Source organism: Kordiimonas sp. SCSIO 12610 (assembly GCF_024398015.1).
Taxonomy (GTDB): domain Bacteria; phylum Pseudomonadota; class Alphaproteobacteria; order Sphingomonadales; family Kordiimonadaceae; genus CANLMI01.
Genome location: NZ_CP073747.1, coordinates 2,325,152 through 2,347,542 on the forward strand (window position 1 = coordinate 2,325,152; position 22,391 = coordinate 2,347,542).

Annotated in this window: 17 protein-coding genes and 3 tRNA genes; 8 read left to right on the forward strand and 12 right to left on the reverse strand. The window is 45.9% G+C overall.

Annotated features, from left to right (window positions below; all coding sequences use genetic code 11):
- Window positions 1-174 precede the first annotated feature (174 nt).
- The 12 genes from rpoC to KFF44_RS11045 all read right to left on the reverse strand — a co-directional run bounded on the left by rpoC (window position 175) and on the right by KFF44_RS11045 (window position 14,090).
- Window positions 175-4,407: a DNA-directed RNA polymerase subunit beta' gene (rpoC, locus tag KFF44_RS10990; RefSeq protein ID WP_255934294.1), complete on the reverse strand. Its 4,233-nt coding sequence runs from the start codon at window positions 4,405-4,407 to the stop codon at window positions 175-177.
- A gap of 116 nt (window positions 4,408-4,523) precedes the next feature.
- Complete coding sequence (gene rpoB, locus KFF44_RS10995) at window positions 4,524-8,621, reverse strand: DNA-directed RNA polymerase subunit beta (protein ID WP_255934295.1); 4,098 nt, start codon at window positions 8,619-8,621, stop codon at window positions 4,524-4,526.
- A gap of 240 nt (window positions 8,622-8,861) precedes the next feature.
- Window positions 8,862-9,236, reverse strand: coding sequence for a 50S ribosomal protein L7/L12 (gene rplL, locus KFF44_RS11000; RefSeq protein WP_255934296.1), 375 nt, complete (start codon window positions 9,234-9,236; stop codon window positions 8,862-8,864).
- A 97-nt stretch (window positions 9,237-9,333) separates the two neighbouring features.
- Window positions 9,334-9,852: a 50S ribosomal protein L10 gene (gene rplJ / locus KFF44_RS11005; RefSeq protein ID WP_255934297.1), complete on the reverse strand. Its 519-nt coding sequence runs from the start codon at window positions 9,850-9,852 to the stop codon at window positions 9,334-9,336.
- 365 nt (window positions 9,853-10,217) lie between these two features.
- Entirely contained in the window at window positions 10,218-10,913 is a 696-nt protein-coding gene (gene rplA, locus KFF44_RS11010; protein ID WP_255934298.1) for a 50S ribosomal protein L1, read from the reverse strand.
- A gap of 4 nt (window positions 10,914-10,917) precedes the next feature.
- Window positions 10,918-11,346: a 50S ribosomal protein L11 gene (rplK, locus tag KFF44_RS11015; protein WP_255934299.1), complete on the reverse strand. Its 429-nt coding sequence runs from the start codon at window positions 11,344-11,346 to the stop codon at window positions 10,918-10,920.
- A gap of 111 nt (window positions 11,347-11,457) precedes the next feature.
- Window positions 11,458-11,994 carry a transcription termination/antitermination protein NusG gene (gene nusG / locus KFF44_RS11020; protein WP_255934301.1) on the reverse strand — a complete coding sequence of 179 codons (537 nt, stop codon included), beginning with the start codon at window positions 11,992-11,994 and terminating at the stop codon, window positions 11,458-11,460.
- A 1-nt stretch (window position 11,995) separates the two neighbouring features.
- The gene (secE, locus tag KFF44_RS11025; protein WP_255934303.1) at window positions 11,996-12,271 is read right to left on the reverse strand and encodes a preprotein translocase subunit SecE; all 276 of its coding nucleotides are present in this window, start codon (window positions 12,269-12,271) and stop codon (window positions 11,996-11,998) included.
- A 56-nt stretch (window positions 12,272-12,327) separates the two neighbouring features.
- Window positions 12,328-12,403: transfer RNA gene (locus KFF44_RS11030), tRNA-Trp, on the reverse strand.
- Window positions 12,404-12,572: 169 nt separating this feature from the next.
- Window positions 12,573-13,763 (reverse strand): elongation factor Tu, encoded by a 1,191-nt coding sequence (gene tuf, locus KFF44_RS11035; protein ID WP_255934281.1) that lies wholly within the window; start codon window positions 13,761-13,763, stop codon window positions 12,573-12,575.
- Between the two features lie 111 nt (window positions 13,764-13,874).
- Window positions 13,875-13,948, reverse strand: a tRNA-Gly gene (locus KFF44_RS11040).
- 56 nt (window positions 13,949-14,004) lie between these two features.
- Window positions 14,005-14,090, reverse strand: a tRNA-Tyr gene (locus KFF44_RS11045).
- Between the two features lie 246 nt (window positions 14,091-14,336).
- Between KFF44_RS11045 and KFF44_RS11050 the strand changes: the two genes are divergently transcribed.
- The 8 genes from KFF44_RS11050 (at window position 14,337) to KFF44_RS11085 (ending at window position 22,233) form a co-directional block, all read left to right on the forward strand.
- The gene (locus KFF44_RS11050) at window positions 14,337-15,443 is read left to right on the forward strand and encodes an aldose epimerase family protein (protein ID WP_255934304.1); all 1,107 of its coding nucleotides are present in this window, start codon (window positions 14,337-14,339) and stop codon (window positions 15,441-15,443) included.
- A 428-nt stretch (window positions 15,444-15,871) separates the two neighbouring features.
- Window positions 15,872-16,687: a hypothetical protein gene (locus KFF44_RS11055; RefSeq protein WP_255934306.1), complete on the forward strand. Its 816-nt coding sequence runs from the start codon at window positions 15,872-15,874 to the stop codon at window positions 16,685-16,687.
- Window positions 16,688-16,712: 25 nt separating this feature from the next.
- Window positions 16,713-18,194 (forward strand): cellulose synthase family protein, encoded by a 1,482-nt coding sequence (locus KFF44_RS11060; protein ID WP_255934307.1) that lies wholly within the window; start codon window positions 16,713-16,715, stop codon window positions 18,192-18,194.
- A 9-nt stretch (window positions 18,195-18,203) separates the two neighbouring features.
- Window positions 18,204-19,535 (forward strand): hypothetical protein, encoded by a 1,332-nt coding sequence (locus tag KFF44_RS11065; RefSeq protein WP_255934308.1) that lies wholly within the window; start codon window positions 18,204-18,206, stop codon window positions 19,533-19,535.
- A gap of 391 nt (window positions 19,536-19,926) precedes the next feature.
- On the forward strand, window positions 19,927-20,064 hold the full coding sequence (locus KFF44_RS11070; protein ID WP_255934309.1) for a hypothetical protein: 138 nt from the start codon (window positions 19,927-19,929) through the stop codon (window positions 20,062-20,064).
- A 13-nt stretch (window positions 20,065-20,077) separates the two neighbouring features.
- Window positions 20,078-20,437, forward strand: coding sequence for a GntR family transcriptional regulator (locus KFF44_RS11075; RefSeq protein ID WP_255934310.1), 360 nt, complete (start codon window positions 20,078-20,080; stop codon window positions 20,435-20,437).
- Window positions 20,438-20,446: 9 nt separating this feature from the next.
- Window positions 20,447-21,304, forward strand: coding sequence for an ABC transporter ATP-binding protein (locus KFF44_RS11080; RefSeq protein ID WP_255934311.1), 858 nt, complete (start codon window positions 20,447-20,449; stop codon window positions 21,302-21,304).
- Complete coding sequence (locus KFF44_RS11085) at window positions 21,304-22,233, forward strand: hypothetical protein (RefSeq protein WP_255934312.1); 930 nt, start codon at window positions 21,304-21,306, stop codon at window positions 22,231-22,233. Before KFF44_RS11080 ends, KFF44_RS11085 begins: the two co-directional genes overlap by 1 nt.
- Window positions 22,234-22,391 lie beyond the last annotated feature (158 nt).

The following is a 22,391-nucleotide window of genomic DNA, read 5'->3' on the forward strand; positions in this document are numbered from 1 at the left end:
CAGGCTATTTCGTGCTTTTTCGCCCTGTTTACACATCGCTTTGGCCCGCATAGGTAAAATTACTGGTAGAATCACATGTAATAAAATTTCACCTGAGGCGGATATTCTAGTAACCAGATACAAAAAAGGGCCCGTGATAATTCACAAGCCCTTTCTAAACTCTATGAAAAGCGATTAAGCTTCGTTTGCTTGATCACCGTCAGACGTTGCAGCAGCAAACTCTGCTTCAGCAGCAGCAAGTGGATCACTTAATTCTACTTCCGCATTCTCTTCTGCCATTGCTTCCGTTGCAATTGCATCACGGCGCTGTGCTTCGTGGCGAAGACGGTTCATAACCGCGCCTGTTCCCGCAGGGATCAAACGACCCACAATAACGTTCTCTTTCAGGCCAATCAGCTTATCTTTCTTACCAGCGACAGACGCTTCCGTTAGAACGCGTGTTGTTTCCTGGAACGAAGCCGCAGAAATGAAGCTGCGTGTTTGCAGACTTGCTTTCGTAATACCGAGAAGGATTGGGTTACCTTTCGCAGGCAATTTGCCTTCTGCTTCCAGGCGCTCGTTAACTTCGATAAACTCTTCACGTTCTACCTGTTCGCCGAGCAAGAAGCGGCTATCACCAGATGCGGTGATCTCGATCTTCTGAAGCATTTGACGAACGATAACTTCGATATGCTTATCGTTGATTTTCACACCTTGTAGGCGGTAAACATCCTGTACTTCGTTGATCAGGTAATTTGCAAGCGCTTCAATACCCATAACTTGAAGGATATCATGCGGCGCTGGGTTACCATCAATCAGATATTCACCTTTCTGGATGAAATCACCTTCCTGAACAGCAACGTGCTTACCTTTGGCAACAAGATACTCAACTGGCTCCTGATCTTCTTCGCGTGGGCGAATTGTAATCCGGCGCTTGTTTTTATAATCACGGCCAAATTCAACGATACCATCGATATCTGCGATAATCGCATGGTCCTTCGGACGACGGGCTTCAAAAAGCTCTGCCACACGAGGTAGACCACCAGTAATATCTTTTGTTTTTGCAGCTTCACGTGGAATACGCGCGATCACATCACCCGCTGATACGCTTGCACCATCTTCTACCGAGAGAATTGCTTCTACTGATAGGAAGTAACGTGCCTCTGTACCATTTGCGAGTTCAACAACATCATCCTTGTCATCGCGAAGTGTAATACGTGGGCGAAGATCTGCACCCTTAGGGGCTGAACGCCAGTCAGTTACTACCTTCGATGCGATACCTGTACCTTCGTCAACAACTTCCTTGATGGAAACGCCGTTTACAAGGTCAACATAACGAACGACACCAGACTGCTCTGTGATAATTGGAAGGGTATAAGGATCCCAATCCGCAAGCTTGTCACCTTTCTTAACTTCGTCGCCTTCTTTAACAAAGAGGTGCGAACCATAAGAAATACGATGCTTACCACGCTCACGGCCATCAGCGTCTTCGATGATAAGCTCCATATTACGGCTCATCACGACATTGCGGCCTTTACTATCAACAATCACGTTATTGTTGTTGATTTTAAGCGTACCGTCAGCAGAGGCTTCAATTGCAGATTCAGCATTTACCGTTGCGGCACCACCGATGTGGAATGTACGCATCGTAAGCTGAGTGCCCGGCTCACCAATTGACTGAGCGGCAATAACACCAACAGCCTCACCCATATTAACAGGTGTACCACGAGCGAGGTCACGGCCATAACATTTGCCGCACGCGCCGCCTTTGGTTTCACATGTTAGGACAGAGCGAACTTTCACTTCCGCAATACCAGCAGTTTCAATTGCTTCCGCAGACACCTCATCAAGAAGAGTACCTGCTTCATACATTAAGTCGCCGCTGATTGGGTGGTTCACGTCAACAGACAGACAACGGCCAAGGATACGTTCAGCAAGTGGCACAAGAACGTCGCCGCCTTCTGAAACCTCAGTGATTGTCATACCAGCTTCAGTGCCGCAATCTTCCTCAACGATCACACAGTCCTGAGATACGTCAACAAGGCGACGTGTCAGATAACCGGAGTTCGCAGTTTTCAGCGCTGTATCCGCCAAACCTTTACGCGCACCGTGTGATGAGTTGAAGTATTCAAGAACTGACAGACCTTCTTTAAAGTTCGAGATAATTGGTGTTTCAATAATCTCGCCAGAAGGTTTCGCCATCAGGCCACGCATACCAGCAAGCTGCTTCATCTGTGCAGCACTACCCCGCGCACCAGAGTTAGCCATCATGAATACCGAGTTCACATCAGTCTGACGACCATTCGCGTCAATTTCAGTGCGCTCCATTTCCTTCATCATCGCGTCCGCGACTTTGTCAGAACACTGCGCCCAGGCATCAACAACCTTGTTGTATTTCTCACCTTGCGTGATCAAACCGTCTTGATACTGTTCTTCGTATTCTTTCACGAGGCTACGAGTTTCATCAACGAGTGTTTCCTTCGCTGGTGGGATGATCATGTCATCCTTACCGAAAGAAATACCTGCGTTACACGCACGTTTGAAACCTTCGCCCATAATACCGTCAGCGAACAATACAGTCGTTTTCTGACCACAGTGGCGATAAACAACGTCGATAACCTCTGAAATTTCTTTCTTGGTCAAACGACGGTTAATCAAGCTAAATGGCACTTTTGGATGCTTAGGCAGGTGACGCGCAAGGATCATACGACCAGGTGTTGTCTCAACACGCAGTGAAATCGGATTTCCTTCTTCATCAACACTGTCCAAACGGCCAATGATTTTTGAGTGCAATGTAACAGTACCGCTATCGAGCGCGAACTCGATCTCGTCCATGTTACCAAATACTTTGCCTTCACCAATGTCACCAACACGTTCTGACGTCATATAGTATAGACCGAGAACAATATCCTGTGATGGTACGATAATCGGCTTACCGTTCGCAGGTGACAGGATGTTGTTTGTAGACATCATCAATACGCGGGCTTCAAGCTGCGCTTCGATTGAAAGCGGCACGTGAACCGCCATTTGGTCACCGTCAAAGTCAGCGTTAAAGGCCGCACAAACAAGCGGGTGCAACTGAATTGCCTTACCTTCGATCAATACAGGTTCAAAGGCCTGAATACCAAGACGGTGAAGCGTCGGCGCGCGGTTAAGCATAACCGGGTGCTCACGGATTACTTCATCAAGAATATCCCAAACTTCACGGCGCTCTTTCTCAACGAGTTTTTTCGCAGCCTTAATAGTAGTTGCGATACCTTTCTTGTCGAGGCGTGAATAAATAAATGGCTTGAATAGCTCGAGCGCCATTTTCTTCGGCAGGCCACACTGATGCAATTTAAGCTCAGGGCCAACCACGATCACAGAACGACCAGAATAGTCAACACGCTTACCAAGAAGGTTCTGACGGAAGCGGCCCTGCTTACCTTTCAGCATATCTGAAAGTGATTTCAGCGGACGCTTGTTCGCACCAGTAATCGTACGACCACGACGACCGTTATCGAAGAGCGCATCAACAGATTCCTGAAGCATACGTTTTTCGTTACGGATAATAATGTCCGGTGCACGAAGTTCGATCAGACGCTTCAAACGGTTATTACGGTTAATAACACGGCGATAAAGATCGTTTAGGTCAGATGTCGCGAAACGACCACCATCAAGCGGCACAAGCGGGCGAAGCTCTGGTGGGATCACAGGAACAACAGTTAGGATCATCCACTCAGGGCGGTTATCAGATTCGATAAACGCTTCGATCACTTTGAGGCGCTTAACAATTTTCTTCGGCTTAAGCTCAGACTTAGTTTCAGCAAGCTCTTTAAGAAGCTTCTCACGCTCATCTTCGAGGTCAATCGCCTCAAGAAGTTTACGGATAGCCTCAGCACCAATACCAGCAGTGAATGCGTCTTCGCCGTATTCATCCTGAGCACGGTAGTAATCTTCTTCTGAAAGAAGCTGGAACTGCTTCAACGGTGTTAAACCCGGTTCCATCACCACATAATATTCGAAATAAAGAACGCGCTCCAGATCTTTTAGCGTAATATCAAGCAATAGGCCGATACGACTCGGTAGTGATTTCAAGAACCAAATGTGCGCACAAGGGGCAGCAAGGTCAATATGGCCCATGCGCTCACGGCGAACTTTTGAAAGCGTAACTTCGACACCACATTTTTCGCAGATAATACCACGGTATTTCATCCGCTTATATTTACCGCAAAGACACTCATAGTCTTTCACAGGGCCGAAAATACGCGCACAGAAAAGACCATCCTTCTCTGGCTTAAATGTACGATAGTTGATGGTTTCAGGTTTCTTGATTTCGCCAAAAGACCAAGAGCGAATACGCTCTGGCGATGCTACTGAAATCTGAATTTGGTCGAACGTGTCAGGTTTTTGGCCTGGGTTGAAGTATTTCATCACGTCTTGGTTCATGACCGACATCTCTCTTAATTATCTTGGCGGGCTTTTGCCCAATCTTGCTTATCTATCGACGATAAGCCGCTCAAGGGAACGGGCAGAACCCTGCCCTGTTCCTCGAATTCAAACGCTTATTCAGTGCCTGTGATCAATTCAACATTCAAGCAAAGCGATCTCATTTCCTTCACAAGTACGTTGAAGGATTCTGGAATACCTGCCTCGAATGTATCATCACCGCGAACAATTGCTTCATAGACTTTCGTACGACCAGAAACGTCATCCGATTTCACAGTCAACATTTCCTGAAGCGTATAAGCAGCACCATATGCCTGAAGTGCCCACACTTCCATCTCACCGAAGCGCTGACCACCAAACTGGGCCTTACCACCAAGCGGCTGTTGGGTCACAAGGCTGTATGGGCCAATTGAACGGGCGTGGATCTTATCATCAACAAGGTGATGCAGTTTCAACATGTAAATGTAACCAACAGTTACTTTACGGTCGAATTTTTCACCAGTACGACCATCATAAAGATCAACCTGACCAGAACCGTCAAGGCCTGCTTCTTCCAAAAGCTCAACGATATTCTGCTCAACAGCACCGTCAAACACCGGCGTACCCATTGGAACACCGTTCGTAAGGTTACCAGCGAGCTCAATGATCTGATCATCATTCAATTCAGCAACATCGCTTTCATACTGCTTGTCACCGTAAACGCGCTTGAACTTATCACGCATATCATCAAGGTTTTCAGCGCCGTGACGGTATGCATCCAGCATCCCATCAATCTGACGGCCAAGACCGCGTGATGCCCAACCAAGGTGAGTTTCCAAAATCTGCCCCACGTTCATACGTGATGGTACACCAAGCGGGTTCAGCACAACATCAACTGGTGTGCCGTCCTCAAGGTGAGGCATATCTTCAATCGGCATGATGCGAGAGATAACCCCTTTGTTACCGTGGCGACCAGCCATCTTATCACCAGGCTGAAGCTTACGCTTAACGGCTACGAAGACTTTAACCATCTTCAAGACGCCAGGCTGAAGCTCGTCACCACGCTGGAGTTTTTCAATCTTGATATCAAAACGTTGCTGAAGTGACGCACGACTTTCATCAAACTGACCGCGAAGCGCTTCGATAGTTGTCATCGCTTCTTCATCATCAACGGCGATATCCCACCACTGAATTTTAGTAAGTTCAGCGAGGGCTTCCTCTGTAACAACATTACCTTTCTTAAGATCTTTGTTGCCTGAAGTAACCGTGCGGCCCAGAAGCAATGGCTTCAAACGACCATAGATGTTGCGCTCAAGAATACCGCGCTCATCTTCGCGGTCTTTCGTAAGACGCTCAATCTCTTCACGTTCGATAGTCAGAGCACGCTCATCCTTGTCAACACCGTGACGGTTGAAGACACGAACCTCAACAATTGTACCAGCAACACCAGGTGGCAAACGAAGTGATGTATCACGAACATCAGAAGCTTTCTCACCGAAGATCGCACGAAGGAGTTTCTCCTCTGGCGTCATTGGGCTTTCGCCTTTTGGTGTAATCTTACCAACAAGGATATCACCAGGATGAACTTCTGCACCGATGTATACGATACCAGCCTCATCAAGGTTCTTCAGGCCCTCTTCACCCACGTTAGGAATATCACGTGTGATTTCCTCTGGACCAAGCTTCGTATCACGTGCCATCACTTCGAATTCCTCGATATGGATCGAAGTAAAGACATCTTCTTTCACGATACGCTCTGAAATAAGGATTGAATCCTCAAAGTTGTAACCATTCCAAGGCATGAACGCCACAAGTGCGTTACGGCCAAGCGCCAGATCACCAAGTTCCGTAGACGGTCCATCACAAATGATGTCGCCTTTGCGGATTTCATCACCCACTTTCACAAGTGGACGCTGGTTAATACATGTGTTCTGGTTTGAACGCTGGAATTTCTGAAGCGTGTAGATATCAACGCCTGACTTACCAGGATCCAAATCTTCTGTTGCGCGGATAACGATACGTGTTGCGTCAACCTGCTCCACAATACCTGTACGGCGAGCAGCAATCGCAGCACCACTATCGCGAGCAACAACGCTTTCCATACCAGTTCCAACAAACGGTGCTTCAGCACGCACAAGCGGAACGGCCTGACGTTGCATGTTTGATCCCATCAATGCGCGGTTCGCGTCATCGTTTTCAAGGAACGGGATCAAGGATGCCGCAACAGATACAAGCTGCTTCGGTGATACGTCCATCAGGTCAATATTGCCAGGCTGTGACATAATAAACTCGCCGGCTTCACGACATGACACAAGGTCATTTGCGAAACTACCATCGTCATTCAAATCAGCATTTGCCTGCGCAACTGTGTATTTGGTTTCTTCCATTGCCGACAAGTAGATAACTTCTTCTGTTACCTTGCCATCAACAACTTTACGATATGGGCTTTCAATAAAGCCATACTTGTTAACCTGCGCATATGTAGCCAACGAGTTGATCAAACCAATGTTTGGTCCCTCTGGTGTCTCAATCGGGCAGATACGACCATAGTGCGTTGGGTGTACGTCACGAACCTCAAAGCCCGCACGCTCACGCGTCAAGCCACCAGGGCCAAGCGCTGACATACGACGCTTGTGAGTAATTTCTGATAGTGGGTTCGTCTGGTCCATAAACTGCGAAAGCTGTGAAGAACCAAAGAATTCACGTACAGAAGCCACAACAGGCTTCGCATTGATAAGGTCATGCGGCATCACTGTATCGATATCAACAGATGACATACGCTCACGGATCGCACGCTCCATACGAAGAAGACCGATGCGATATTGATTTTCCATCAACTCACCAACCGAGCGAACACGGCGGTTACCAAGGTGGTCAATATCGTCGATTTCGCCCTGACCATTCTTAAGAGAGATAAGTGTCTTAAGCGTTTCAAGAATATCTTCACGGCGAAGAACACCAACTGTGTCTTCACAGTCGAGGTTCAAGCGCATGTTCATTTTCACACGGCCAACGTCAGAAAGGTCATAACGCTCTGCATCAAAGAACAGGCTATAGAATAATGCCTCCGCTGTTTCTTTTGTAGGCGGCTCACCCGGGCGCATAACTTTGTAGATTTCAGCTAATGCACCATCAAGCGTTTCAACCTTGTCTGCTTTAAGCGTATTTCTAAGGAACACACCTGTTGCAGCGTCATCAACATTGAGAACGCGAATTTCATCAACACCTGTTGCAGAGAGAGCTTCAATGGTTTCTTCTGTCAACTCGTCACCAGCTTCAACATAGATCGCACCAGTGTTTTCATTGATGATATCGTCAGCAGCAAATTGACCGATGATCATATCTTCAGGAACCAAAATTCCTTCAACACCACCACTTTCAAGCTTCTTCACCAAACGAGGTGTGATCTTCTTACCAGCTTCTACGACAACTTCGCCGCTATCGGCGTCAACCAGATCAAAATCAGGTTTCTGACCACGCCATGCATCAGCGTTAAACGGCACACGCCATCCACCTTCTGCGCGTGTATAGCTCATAGTGTCATAGAAATAATGAAGAATATCTTCAGATGACAGACCAAGCGCATACATCAACGTTGTCGCAGGTAATTTACGGCGACGGTCAATACGAACGTTTACGATGTCTTTGGCATCAAATTCAAAATCGAGCCAAGAGCCACGGTAAGGAATTACACGAGCAGCAAACAGGAATTTACCTGATGAATGTGTTTTCCCTTTATCATGATCGAAGAACACACCAGGAGAACGGTGCATTTGAGATACGATAACACGCTCCGTACCATTAACAACGAAGGTACCGTTATCAGTCATCATAGGCAGGTCGCCCATGTATACATCTTGTTCTTTAATATCGAGAACGGATTTCGCTTCTGTTTCCGGGTCAATCTCGAAAACAATCAGGCGTAGTGTAACGCGAAGCGGAGCTGCGTATGTAATATCGCGCTGCTGACATTCTTCAACGTCATACTTGGGCTCTTCAAGCTCATACCGGACATATTCAAGCGAGGCAGTTCCCGCAAAATCTTGTATCGGAAATACTGATTTCAAAACTTTTTCCAGCCCTGAACTCAGTCTTTCTTCTTCCGTAGCTCCCGGCTTAAAGAAATGGTCATAGGATTGACGCTGAACCTCAATAAGGTTTGGCATCTCAGTCACCTCGAAAATACGACCGAAATCTTTCCGTACACGCTTACGACCAGTAAATGAAGTCGCCATGCTTCGCCCTCGTTTTCTAAAATTTTTAGCCTGACTGTCGCTATCCACGCCCCAATCAAGCATACCAAATAGCCATTTAGATGCACAATGTACCTTAAACGGCTGAAATTCCAAGTTTTTTCAGATATTCACATATTTCATATCTGAAACGGTGGTTATTTTATCGTCCTCACCTTTCAAAGACGCCGAAAGGCCGAGTGCATGAACACACCCGACCCTTGGTAAAAGTAACTTAAGAAATTACTTAAGTTCAACTTTCGCACCAGCAGCTTCAAGCTTACCTTTAAGCTCTTCTGCTTCGTCTTTAGAAACGCCTTCTTTAACTGGCTTAGGAGCACCTTCAACAAGGTCTTTTGCTTCCTTAAGACCAAGACCAGTGATGCCGCGTACTTCTTTAATCACGTTGATTTTCTTCGCACCAGCGTCAGCAAGAATTACGTCAAACTCGTCTTTCTCTTCAGCAGCAGCTTCACCGCCAGCAGCAGCTGGACCAGCTACAGCAACAGCAGCAGCGGCAGAAACGCCCCATTTTTCTTCAAGCATTTTTGAAAGCTCAGCAGCTTCCAGAACAGTCAATGCAGACAATTCTTCAACAATCTTTTCAAGATCAGCCATGATCTTATCTCCAATATATTAGCCCTAAATATGTAATGGGCTGAATTTAAATCGTACAATCAGGCGACCAAGGCCACCTGGGTTTCCATTAAATAGACTAAGCTGCGTCTGTATTGCCGTAAGCACCAAACACACGAGCGAGCTGACCAGCAGGCGCCTGAGTAACAGAAGCAACCTTCTGCGCAGGAGCTTGAATAAGGCCAACAAGTTTACCGCGAAGCTCATCAAGTGATGGCAAGCTAGCAAGAGCTTTCACACCATCAACGTCCAGAACCGTCTGATCCATGCCACCACCAAGAATACGAAGCTTTTCGTTTTTCTTAGCAAATTCAGCAAGAATTTTAGGCGCTGCAACAGCGTCACCTTCAGCATAACCAATTGCTGTAGGGCCTGTGAACAAATCTGCGATACCTTCGTAGTCAGTACCTTTCAGCGCAAGACGAGTTAGCCGGTTTTTAGTAACTTTCAAGCTTGCTCCAGCTTCGCGCATTTGCGAACGCAAGTCAGTAATTTCCGCAACACTCAAGCCATCATAGTGAACTACGATAACAGAAGCAGATGCAGAAAAAACTTCATGCATGGAAGCAATCAGTTCCTGTTTCTCGGCTCTTTCCACTTTCTCGTCTCCAACTTTGAAAATCACCACCCGAGAGAGTATGATTTTCGTTTAATTGAGCCATGCATTCTCTGAAGTCAGAGGATACATTCCTCTGTCCGAGGGTTTAAGCTTACGCTTAGGCTCCGTTAGAGCGAACGAACCTTGTTCGACTTATGGAAACCACGATCGCTATCTTAAAAAGACAACAATTCTTTAACCCCGTCTCATACAGGCCAGATTTTAAACTTTGAAGGTCTATAACTAGAAACACACTTCAAAGCACCTGTAATCTCGGACAGTTTACTAGCGCACAAGCAATACACCCGCCTATGCGATCGGCCAGCTCCATCCAAAGACAAAACTGACCAAATCCTTATCAGCGATTACTCGCTAAGAGTTGCAACATCAATTTTAAGGCCAGGGCCCATTGATGACGTCACGCCAACACGCTTAACGTAAGTACCTTTAGCGCCTGATGGCTTCGCTTTAACAACAGCATTGATGAATGTGTTAACATTCTCAACGATCTTGTCAGCGTCAAAACTTGCCTTTGCGACACCACCGTGAATAATACCAGCCTTCTCAACGCGGAACTCAACCTGACCAGCTTTGGCAGCTTCCACAGCAGCCTTAACATCCATAGTTACAGTACCAAGCTTCGGGTTTGGCATCAGACCTTTAGGACCAAGGATCTTACCAAGGCGACCAACAACAGCCATCATATCCGGAGTTGCGATGCAACGCTCAAAATTGATCTCGCCTTTTTGACAAGCTTCCATCAAATCTTCTGCACCAACTACGTCAGCGCCAGCTTCTTTCGCTTCATCAGCCTTAGGACCGCGAGCGAACACAGCAACACGTACTGTTTTACCTGTACCATTAGGAAGCGATACAACGCCGCGAACCATCTGATCAGCGTGACGTGGGTCAACACCAAGGTTCATTGACACTTCGATTGTTTCGTCGAATTTAACCGCCGAGCGATCTTTAAGAACACTTACAGCTTCTTCAACAGTGTAAAGCTTTTCGCGGTCAAGACCTTCGTAAGCTTTCTGCATTCTTTTTGCTACTTTTGCCATCGTATTAGCCCTTCACCTCAAGACCCATAGAACGAGCAGAACCTTCGATGATAAGCATCGCAGCTTCAATGTCGTTCGCGCTAAGGTCAGCCATTTTCGCTTCAGCAATCTCACGAACCTGATCTTTTGTCACAGAACCCGCAACAGCACGACCAGGAGTAGAACCACCAGACTTAAGGCCAGCCGCTTTCTTTAAAAAGTAAGAAGCAGGAGGTGTTTTAGTGACAAATGTGAATGATTTATCAGCAAAAATAGTCAAGATAGTCGGGATTGGCATCCCTTGTTCCATCTTCTGTGTTTGCGCATTAAACGCCTTACAGAATTCCATGATGTTTACACCACGCTGACCAAGCGCAGGACCAATTGGAGGTGACGGATTGGCTTGACCAGCCGGCACCTGCAGCTTTAAATAGCCGTCAATCTTCTTCGCCATTTTATTCCCTTTCAAAAACAAACAGGATCAACTGATCCTAGGGGTGCGCGGTACGACCAATGACGGGCCTCCCGCACGCTTTAGCCTGAACAAACGCTCAAGCAATAAACTTTATGTAATCTTTTCAACTTGTGTGTACTCAAGCTCAACAGGCGTTGCACGACCAAAGATCGAAACAGACACTTTCAAGCGAGCACGGTCCTCGTCAACACCCTCAACCATACCATTGAAGGACGCAAACGGACCGTCGATAACTTTTACTTCTTCACCAACTTCGTAAACAATATTCGGACGTGGGCGCTCAACACCTTCCTCAACCTGGTTAAGGATACGAGCTGCCTCTGCATCGGAAATCGGGCTCGGCTTACCTTGCGGCCCCAAGAAACCAGTTACTTTCGCATGGGCGTTGACTAGATGGTATGTATCATCTGTCAGAACCATTTTAATTAATACATAGCCTGGGAAGAACTTCTTCTCGGCTGTAACTTTTTTACCCTTACGAACCTCGATAACTTCTTCAGTTGGGACGATAACCTCATCAACCAACCCATCAAGGCCTTGCTGAATAGCCTGCTCTTGAATAGCGGCAGCAACTTTATTCTCAAAACCGGAATAAGCGTGGATAATATACCAACGTGTCTTAGCCATCCTAGCCTCCAAATCCCAAGAGCCACTGAATGCCAGCATTCAAGACAAAATCAACACCAAGGAAAAACACTGCCATAATTGTAACCATCACAAAAACCATAAAAGAAGTTACCGTCGCCTCCTTCGGAGTCGGCCAAGTCACTTTCGAACCTTCGCGTTGTACCTGACGTACAAATTCACCCGGGTTGGTTTTTGCCATTATGACATCCTTCTTCCAAATCGTCCCACCAGAACCTGATAGCTTAAGCGAGAAAAAGTTCTTATCTATTTGTTTCACAAGTATATATTTCAACTTATCAAACAAACAATCTCAGCTACATGCCCTATCAAGTTTGGCAGGGGCGGAGGGACTCGAACCCCCGACACCCGGTTTTGGAGACCGGTGCTCTACCAACTGAGCTACGCCCCTAAACTTAACAAAACAGCAATACTAGGTGGTGCGGTTTACAGCCGAAGTGCCTAGGTTGCAAGCATTTTTTTTACTATAAAAAATATAGTATAAATCTGAAGACCAATGCCGAGGTATCCAGACATGAAAAACGGGCTGATTAAATCAGCCCGCCTTTAAAAACGTTCTATTATTCGATAATAGTTGAGACGACGCCAGCGCCCACAGTACGGCCACCTTCACGGATCGCGAAACGAAGACCTTCGTCCATCGCGATTGGCGCGATAAGCTGAACTGTTAGGTTCACGTTATCACCAGGCATAACCATCTCTGTACCTTCTGGTAGCTCAACTGTACCTGTCACGTCAGTTGTACGGAAGTAGAACTGTGGACGGTAGTTAGCAAAGAATGGTGTGTGACGGCCACCCTCGTCTTTTGACAGGATGTATGTCTCTGCTGTGAATTTTGTGTGCGGTGTGATCGAACCAACGTGCGCAAGAACCTGACCACGCTCAACATCGTCACGTGCAACACCACGAAGAAGCGCACCAATGTTATCGCCTGCTTCACCTTGATCAAGAAGCTTACGGAACATTTCAACACCAGTAACTGTTGTTTTCGCTGTATCCTTGATACCAACGATCTCAATCTCGTCACCAACTGTTACGATACCACGCTCTACACGGCCTGTCACAACTGTACCACGACCAGAGATAGAGAATACGTCCTCAACAGGCATTAGGAACGCGCCGTCAATAGCACGATCAGGTTGTGGGATATATTCGTCAACAGCAGCCATCAGCTCAAGGATCTTCTCTTTACCGATGTTGTCGTCACGACCTTCCATTGCAGCAAGGGCAGAACCCGCAACAATCGGAATATCATCACCAGGGAATTCATAGTCAGAAAGAAGTTCACGAACTTCCATCTCTACAAGCTCAAGAAGCTCTTCGTCGTCAACCTGGTCAACTTTGTTCAAAAATACTACAAGCGCTGGTACACCAACCTGACGTGCAAGAAGGATGTGCTCACGTGTTTGTGGCATTGGTCCGTCTGCTGCGTTAACAACAAGGATACCACCGTCCATCTGTGCAGCACCAGTGATCATGTTCTTCACATAGTCAGCGTGACCTGGGCAGTCAACGTGCGCATAGTGGCGTGCTTCTGTTTCATACTCAATGTGAGCTGTTGAAATCGTAATACCACGCTCACGCTCTTCAGGAGCCTTGTCGATGTTCGCAAAATCAACCGCTTCACCGCCTTGTACTTCTGATAAAACTTTAGAAATCGCAGCTGTCAACGTCGTCTTACCATGGTCTACGTGACCAATCGTTCCAATGTTACAGTGCGGCTTATTCCGCTCAAACTTTTCCTTAGACATTGCCCGTCTTCCTTACAAGCCAGTCCCATGATGTCACATCATGGGCTTTATCCATCGACCCAACAGCATCAAATGATACTGCATGAAAAAGACGCCCTGAGGGCGTTAAATTGGAGCGGGTGAAGGGAATCGAACCCTCGTCGTAAGCTTGGAAGGCTTCTGCTCTACCATTGAGCTACACCCGCATATCATCTTACCGACACCAGACACCTTACCCGTAACAATTGGGATAAGGGAAAGGTGGTGGAGGGAGCAGGATTCGAACCTGCGTACTCATACGAGAACGGATTTACAGTCCGTCGCCTTTAACCACTCGGCCATCCCTCCGACTGCGACTACGAAAAGAGCGTATCCTTTCGAAACAGTGAGGCGCAATATGCCCATATCTTTTGTCATGTCAACATCAACTTAGCGACTTTTTATTTTTTTTGGTCAGATAAACATTTTGAGAACAGGATTTTCAGCCCAAACCCAGCATTATCGCAGACTAATGAGTGTCACGTTTTAAATTGGAAACTTCGCTTTCAACTCCTATAATCTGGAGAATTACCGAATTATATTAAGAGTGAAATAGTGACTCCGAGTAAAACCTCAACAAAATCGAAACTTCACACCCGGCTGTTTGGCTACATTCACTCCTCAAATGACCCAGTATACCTGTACACTTTCGAAAATAGTAATGGTTCGTCCGTATCAGTTACAAATCTGGGTGCCGCGATCACATCGATTAATATACCTGATCATCAAGGTAACTGCGAGGACATAACCCTTGGCTTCGACACGCCTCAGGACTATCTGGATCACACAGCATATTTTGGCGCGACAATTGGCCGGTTTGCAAATCGCATACAAAATGGGCGGTTTTCGCTGAATGGTAAAAGCTATCAACTTAACCAAAATGAAAACCGTCATTGTTTGCATGGTGGCCATAGCGGATTTGATACGAAGCTATGGCAAGCAAACATCATACAAGGTCAAGACGGTAACGACCTATTGGCACTGAGTTTGGAGAGCCCGGACGGAGACGAAGGGTTTCCTGGACAATTAAATATCAAGACGCTTTTCAGTTTCGACGGTACCGATTTAAAAATCAAATATTTGGCAACCACCAACAAAACCACAATCATCAACCTTACAAATCATTGCTATTTTAACTTAAAGGGTCACAGGTACGGCTTAGCGACAGACCATAATCTAATGATCAAAGCATCCGATTACACACCCCTTAACAGTGATTACACACCGCTCGGCGAAATTAGATCAGTATTCGATAGCCCGTTTAATTTCAATCAAACCAAGCCAATCAGGCAGGATATAAACGCTGAGCATCCCCAGATTAACCTAGCAAACGGATATGATCACAATTGGGTACTTAACGGCTATGAAGATGAGACACTTAAGCATGCAGCGCGCCTTTCCTGCCCTGAAACGCTGCGAACACTAGATATCTACACGGATCAGCCCTGCATACAGTTCTATTCCGGTAATTTTATTCCTGCTGCCCCAGCAGGCAAAGGTAACATACAGTACCAACCAAGAAGCGGTATCTGCCTGGAAGCGCAAGGTTTTCCAGATAGCCCGAATAACCCAAATTTTCCTCAGAGCATTTTAAGACCCGAAGACACTTACACCAAACACATTACATATAGATTCGGCGTATTGGGAAAAAACTATACTTAGAAACCATACTCATCACCGATCAGACACATAATAATATTGCGTCAACACCGTAATAATCTTTAGTTACACACTAAAATGTGAGCATTAGGCTATTAAAAGATAACAAAGCAGTGAGATTTTTCGTGAAAATATACACGAAAAAAATGGCAGTTATCACATCTCTCTCAAAACAAATCTGATCCTGCAATCTGGGTTTGACCTCGGATAAAATCCCTTCATATTTCCGTTCAAGCGCAAAGAGTTACAGCTTTGAATTAAGCGGTAACCGTTCGTGCGTTACGTTGGCAATTAAGAGAAGATAAATCCGTGTGTAGATGTATGAGTTCCACCGAACTTTCTCGAAACCAACAAAAAGAATGGGGACAGCTGCATATTAAAATATGCGGAAAGGGAATATCGCCGCTAAGGCGATCATGAAAGGGACTTTGATGCTCAACTCTAAAAAATTAATTCCAATCGCACTATGCGCCATGGTTGCTGCCCCTGCCCCAGCCTTCGCTGGCGCCTGGACAGCAAAAAAAGGATCAGCGTACAATAAATTTGCAATTAACACATTTGATAGTTCTGCCCTGTTTGGAACGCAGGAAGAAGGCTTCGAAGAATTTACAGATCTTAACTTCACCTTCTACGGCGAATACGGAATAACCGACGATCTAACCTTTTTCGGATCAGCAGCATTAAAGCGCATCACTCGTACCGATTTCGGCGTGCAAGTAACTAACGAAGGTGTCGGTGACGTTGACCTTGGCCTGAGGTATAATTTCTATAATGATGACTTTGTCTTCTCTGGTCAGTTTTTATTCAAAGCCCCATACCTTTATGACGAAGATGCCGACCTGCCTCTCGGTAACGGTCAGGAAGATTATGAATTCCGCCTTCTCTTCGGTAAAACATTGGGTAGACTTGGTTATTTCGGAGCAGAAGCAGGCTATCGCTTCCGCGCAGGCGACCCTGTTGATGAATTCCGTTACTTAATTGAGTACGGATTTGATGTAACAGACAATGTTTACCTTCGTGCAAAACTGGACGGGACCTTGAACGCACAAAGCGGCGATAATCTTGTTGATACCACATCGGCTAACCCGGCTTTACCGCTCGCTTTCGATCTGGGTAAATTGGAAACAACCGCAGGCTGGAAAATCAACGACAATTTTGTTGGCGAATTTACCGTTACCAGCAACATATACGGTGACAACACGCTTCGTGGTACGAACTTCCAGTTCGCCGTCGTTTACAGCTTCTAATTCGGTAAAACACACTATGGATATTTTGGCGTCTCTGATTCTTGCGGGTCATTTTGGGCTTTTGCTTTTGTTATGTTTTTACGGGGCCCACAGGCTTTACCTCGCCCGTATGGCGAAACGCCTGTATAAGCCCTTGACGCCAAAATATCACTTTGACGACCTACCTGTTGTTACTGTTCAACTTCCTGTTTTTAACGAAAAGTTTGTTGTTGAACGCCTTATTAAAACAGTCACAGAATTAGACTATCCTACCGATAAGCTTCAAATTCAGGTTTTGGACGATTCCACAGACGAAACACGTGACCTAATTGCATCACAGGTCGCCAGTTACAAACAGCAAGGTATATGGATAGATCATATCCACCGCGTTGACCGTCGTGGCTTTAAGGCAGGTGCGCTCGCAGACGCAATGCCGCTTGTTGCCGGAGATTTTATCGCAATTTTTGATGCGGACTTTATGCCCAGCCGTGATTTGTTGATGAAATCTATCCATCATCTTGCAGACCCGGAAATCGGAATGGTTCAGACACGCTGGGATCACCTGAACAGAGATTTTAGCCTACTGACGAAAGCACAGGCAATTATGCTTGATGCCCACTTTGTTATCGAACAGGTCGCCAGAAATCAAAGTGGAGCATTCTTCAACTTCAATGGAACAGCCGGTATATGGCGCAAAGCCGCAATCCTTGATGCAGGTGGTTGGCAAGCAGACACAATCACAGAAGACCTGGACCTAAGTTACCGTGCTCAACTCAAGGGATGGAAGTTCCAATATCTTCGTGATGTCGGGTGTCCAAGCGAACTCCCTGTGAACATGAATGCCTTCAAAAGCCAACAACATCGCTGGGCCAAAGGGGCGATTGAAGTGATGAAAAAGCTTTTGATCACCATATGGAAAGCTCCCATAACCCGTGGTCAAAAAATTGAAGCTTCCCTTCACCTGACAAGTAACCTTTCCTACATGCTTATGCTTGTCGATAGTTTGTTCTTTCTGCTGCCAAGTATATTTATTACCGGGCAAGATCGCCTAGGGCTTGCGTTATGGATTGACCTCCCCCTCTTTGCCCTTGCAACCCTCAGTCACCTATATTTCTTCATGATGGGGCAAAAATTATTTTTCGGACGTGTTGCGGATAAACTGATCTATATCCCGCTTTTGATGGCAATTGCTATTGGCCTTAGCATCAATAATGGTCGGGCCGTGCTGGAAGCACTTTTTGGACACCGCAGCGCCTTCATTAGGACACCCAAGTTAGGCGACGCAGCGATCAACAAATCCCTAAAACCACAACGCCAGTCAGCTTATGCCTCTGTTATCTCTCGCTGGGGTGATATGATTGAACTCGCCCTAGGCATATTTTACGCTTCGTTCCTCGCGGCTGCGGTTTATCATGAACTTTGGATGGTCATCCCGTTCCTCACGATTTTCACAGCGGGTTTTTTCTTTGCAGGCACAGAAAGCATAAAAGAAAGACTAAGCGATCGTATTCGCCTTAAGCGAACCTGACGATAGTCCGTGCTCAATTTGAACATAAAATATCATCTGGGGCCGAAACACTCTAATGCAGCTACAACACTATTGTGTGCTGCATTCATAATGCTGATCCTGTTCAGTGTCTTTATTCCCAATGTTACAGAGGATTATACTGGTAGCTTATACATCGCGTGCCATATCGGTTTGACGATTATCATGTTGCTGGCTTGGTGGCTGAACTCCAGAAACCCATCATCCAACAAGCAACTATGGATTATGTATGGCGCGGTCGCAGCTCAAATCATTCTGCTGATGGCTTCACCCTTCACAACGCATGACACACAGCGCTACCTATGGGACGGCGCTGTATTTCTAAACGGCCTGGACCCATACATCACAACGCCCAATGACCCCGAGGCAGCGTACCTTAGAACAATATGGCCAACACCCGCAGAGCACGCGAAGTACCCAACAATATACCCACCAGCAGCGATTGGCATCTTTGCATTTGCCGCAATGTTTGGGTCAACATTGGGGCCGCTCATATGGAAAATATTGATCGCCCTCACAACAATAGCTACTATTGTTTCAGGCCGAAAATTATTAATCCTATATGGAAAATCCGAGAACTTACCGCTCTTCGCCCTGTCACCATTATTGATGTTAGAAACAGGCATTGGTGGCCATTTAGATGTTTTCTGTGTTTTACTGGTAACATTGTCGCTCATATGCTGGAAGCAAGAACGCTACGGTCTGACCGGACTATTTCTGGGGTTATGTTTTACTATAAAATTTTTACCCGCAGTTATTTTATTTCCACTTGCGATCAACGCTGGCTTTCCACGCCTCAACCATAAGACACTATCGCTTTGTAGCAGTTTCGCCGCCTCTGTGATCGCAGTATATGGTGGCTTCATCCTACTAGGGTACGAAGTAATCGGTGTCCTGCCTACATTCATCGAAAAATGGCGATTTGGTTCACCATTATTTTCCCTCGCATCAAATCTGGTATCAGGCCAAGCCTTAATCATTACTATCGCGGCTATAGCGTTGCTTATGCTGATGTTGGTTTACAAAGTTAGCCGTACTTCACCTATTCTTGGCTGCCAGATCATGTACGCTATCCCGCTTTTGATTAGCCCCGTAGTCTTCCCTTGGTACTTGTGTGCATTTGTTCCCTTATTTGCCATCAGGCCAACAGCTACAATTCTATTATGGTCGAGTGCACTCCCCCTCACCTATGAAGTGATTAATCAATATAATGCATCGGGCATCTGGGAAATCGCAACCTGGCCCATAGGTGTTATAGCCACAGCGATTCTGATCGGAATTGGGCTCGATACAACACCTAGTAACACACCTATCAAACACTAATAAAACACCTAAGCACAAAATAAACATAATAAAAAACTATTTACTTTCAACGCTTTAATATATTTTCAGTCAATATTTTGAAAAATATACTTGTCAATTCTGATTAGGTGTACTACATAACTAATACACCGGCACGATAAAACGCCTAAACAGTTCAAAAGAACGGAAGGCACAGCGAGGAAAAAGCCGGGGTAACTTGGATCTCTCCCAGTCCGGGTTACGACAGCGAAAGAAAAAAAGAGCCCACCAAATAAAAATAAGGCTCAGGACAGCGAGGAAACAAAATGGGGGTCGGCGACACACCGATCCCCATTTTCTAAAAAACGACAGCAAATAAAAAATAACTGGTCACAAAAAAACAAACGACCAGAACAACAGTGAGGAAAAGATTATGTCTATCACACGATACCAAAAACTGAAACGCAGCGAACGCCGCATCCGCCGCATTGCCCGCACAACTGGCAAGGCTCAAGGTTCAGTTCAGCAAAACATGGCAATTGCCACTTTTGCTTTCGCACAAATTTCCTAGGAAAGGATAGTTTATGAAGCCGGATTGGACGGATACTCAGCCGATCTACCGGCAACTGAAGGACAAGGTAGTGACAGCAATTATGGAAGGCGCTCTCGCCGAAGGTGAAGCCCTACCCTCTGTCAGAACAGTTGCAGTTGATCTGCAAATAAACCCAATTACTGCCTCAAAAGCCTATCAGGAGCTGGTTATGGATGGATTAGTCGAGAAACGTCGCGGACTAGGAATGTTCGTGGTGGACGGTGCGCGTGATAAGCTGATGGAGGCTGAACGCGATCGCTTTTTAAACGAAGAATGGCCGCGTGTGATGGAAACAATCAGACGTCTTGGCCTTGATGCGGATGAGCTGCTTAAACGCGGCTTATCGAACTAGGAGGGGATCATGAGCGAATATGTGATTGAAGCACAAAACCTCTCTAAAACATTTGGTGATTTTAAAGCGCTAGACAACGTAAGCTTCAAAATGCCAATTGGCCGTATCGTTGGTGTTATCGGTGAAAATGGTGCCGGCAAAACCACAATGCTGAATGCTGTTCTTGGCCTTAGCTCTTACGAGGGTGAACTTAGCGTTAACGGCCACAACCCAATGACAGAACGCAACAAACTGATGCAGGATGTTTGCTTTATCGCAGATGTTGCAACGCTTCCAAAATGGATGAAAGTTGCTGACGTTATCGATTATGTTGAAAGCATACACCCACGCTTTAACCGCGAAAAAGCGATGGACTTTCTGAACCGCACGAGCGTTCCATTGAACCGCAAGGTAAAAGCGCTTTCAAAAGGAATGACCGTTCAAGTTCATTTGGCCGTGGTTATGGCAATTGACGCCAAACTATTAGTTTTGGACGAGCCAACACTTGGCCTTGATATCATCTTCCGCAAACAATTTTACCAAAGCCTACTCGAAGAATATTTCGATGAAGAACGCACAATCATCATCACGACCCATCAGGTCGAGGAAGTTGAGCATATCTTATCGGACGTCATCTTCATCAAAGGCGGTAAAATCGTTCTTGAAGAAGAGATGGAAGACCTGACACAGAACTTCATTGAACTAATGGTAGCACCAGGCAATGAAGAAAAAGCTCAGGCCTTGGGTCCAATCAGAAAAGGTGCCAACTTTGGCCGCACAACATGCATCTACAAAGGCGTTTCACGCGAGGAATTGAACGCACTTGGCGAGACAAGAAGACTTGGCCTTGCTGATATCTTTGTAGCGACAATGACAGGAGAAGGGTAATGAACAATAATTATATAGCCCTCATTAAACGCGATTATTTGGAAGGAAAAGGTGGGTACTTCTGGGCGCCATTGGTTGCTCTTGGTATTGCAGTATTCTTTTCCCTACTTCCAATACTTGGCCTTACTGACAGCGGGAATGTCTTTGTTATCAATTCTGATAATATCGACCTACAGGAATTCTTGCGACGGATTAATGAACACACTCCTGAAGAAATAAGTGCAGGAGCAACATTTATCCTGAGTGGCTTTGCATCACTTGTATGGGTACCGCTTCCTTTCGTGATTGTGTTTACATTGCTTGATCAGCTTTATAGCGAACGTAAGGATAAATCAGTTTTATTCTGGAAATCCATGCCAGTGTCTGACACTGAGGAAGTTCTAGCAAAGTTCATCATGCCAGTATTCATCGCACCTGTAATTTACTTGGCTATCTTCTTTGTTGGAACGTTGATCTTTGCTTTCATCTTAAGCATTGTATCGCTTTTCCTAGGTGGGCCACTTGTTGAATTATGGCCAATTTGGAACCTTATCCAAGGATGCATTGTCTTTATACTAACCTTCTTCACAATGATTTTGTGGGCTGCCCCATTACTTGCATGGTTCATGCTAGTATCAGCATATGCTCCGAAGGTTCCCTTTATCTTTGCCTTCGCACCACCAGCGTTCATTATGGCACTTGAAGGTATTATGTTTGAAGGCACAAACTTTGCTGAATGGATTGGCACGCGTCTTGGTGGCTGGCTCGGCAGCGTAGAAGGCATTCGCCACTATAACGTAAACGATGTTGAAGACTTGTTTACTGTTGGATGGGACTTCTTGGGCACAATAGTTGGCCATAGCCTCACAAGTGGAAATTTCTGGGTAGGTATTATCATCGCTGCAGCCTTCCTTTTCGGAGCAATCGAAATCCGCAAACGGGCGATGTAGGAGAGAACAGATGACACAGAAACTATCACTTCTTTCCAAGCTGACGCGAAATAATGCAAAAACCGAAATGCCAGTACATTTGATACGGCACGCAGAAAAAAAGAAACGCTAAACAAGCGCTAAACAAAAAAAAGGCAGGGTAACCTGCCTTTTTTATT

Bases quoted from the DNA above. Each gene is read 5' to 3' on its own strand.
- rpoC (WP_255934294.1), bottom strand. From the start codon at position 4,407: ATGAACCAAGACGTGATGAAATACTTCAACCCAGGCCAAAAACCTGAC.
- rpoB (WP_255934295.1), bottom strand. From the start codon at position 8,621: ATGGCGACTTCATTTACTGGTCGTAAGCGTGTACGGAAAGATTTCGGT.
- rplL (WP_255934296.1), bottom strand. From the start codon at position 9,236: ATGGCTGATCTTGAAAAGATTGTTGAAGAATTGTCTGCATTGACTGTT.
- rplA (WP_255934298.1), bottom strand. From the start codon at position 10,913: ATGGCAAAAGTAGCAAAAAGAATGCAGAAAGCTTACGAAGGTCTTGAC.
- rplK (WP_255934299.1), bottom strand. From the start codon at position 11,346: ATGGCGAAGAAGATTGACGGCTATTTAAAGCTGCAGGTGCCGGCTGGT.
- nusG (WP_255934301.1), bottom strand. From the start codon at position 11,994: ATGGCTAAGACACGTTGGTATATTATCCACGCTTATTCCGGTTTTGAG.
- tuf (WP_255934281.1), bottom strand. From the start codon at position 13,763: ATGTCTAAGGAAAAGTTTGAGCGGAATAAGCCGCACTGTAACATTGGA.
- KFF44_RS11055 (WP_255934306.1), top strand. From the start codon at position 15,872: ATGCTCAACTCTAAAAAATTAATTCCAATCGCACTATGCGCCATGGTT.
- KFF44_RS11070 (WP_255934309.1), top strand. From the start codon at position 19,927: ATGTCTATCACACGATACCAAAAACTGAAACGCAGCGAACGCCGCATC.
- KFF44_RS11075 (WP_255934310.1), top strand. From the start codon at position 20,078: ATGAAGCCGGATTGGACGGATACTCAGCCGATCTACCGGCAACTGAAG.
- KFF44_RS11080 (WP_255934311.1), top strand. From the start codon at position 20,447: ATGAGCGAATATGTGATTGAAGCACAAAACCTCTCTAAAACATTTGGT.
- KFF44_RS11085 (WP_255934312.1), top strand. From the start codon at position 21,304: ATGAACAATAATTATATAGCCCTCATTAAACGCGATTATTTGGAAGGA.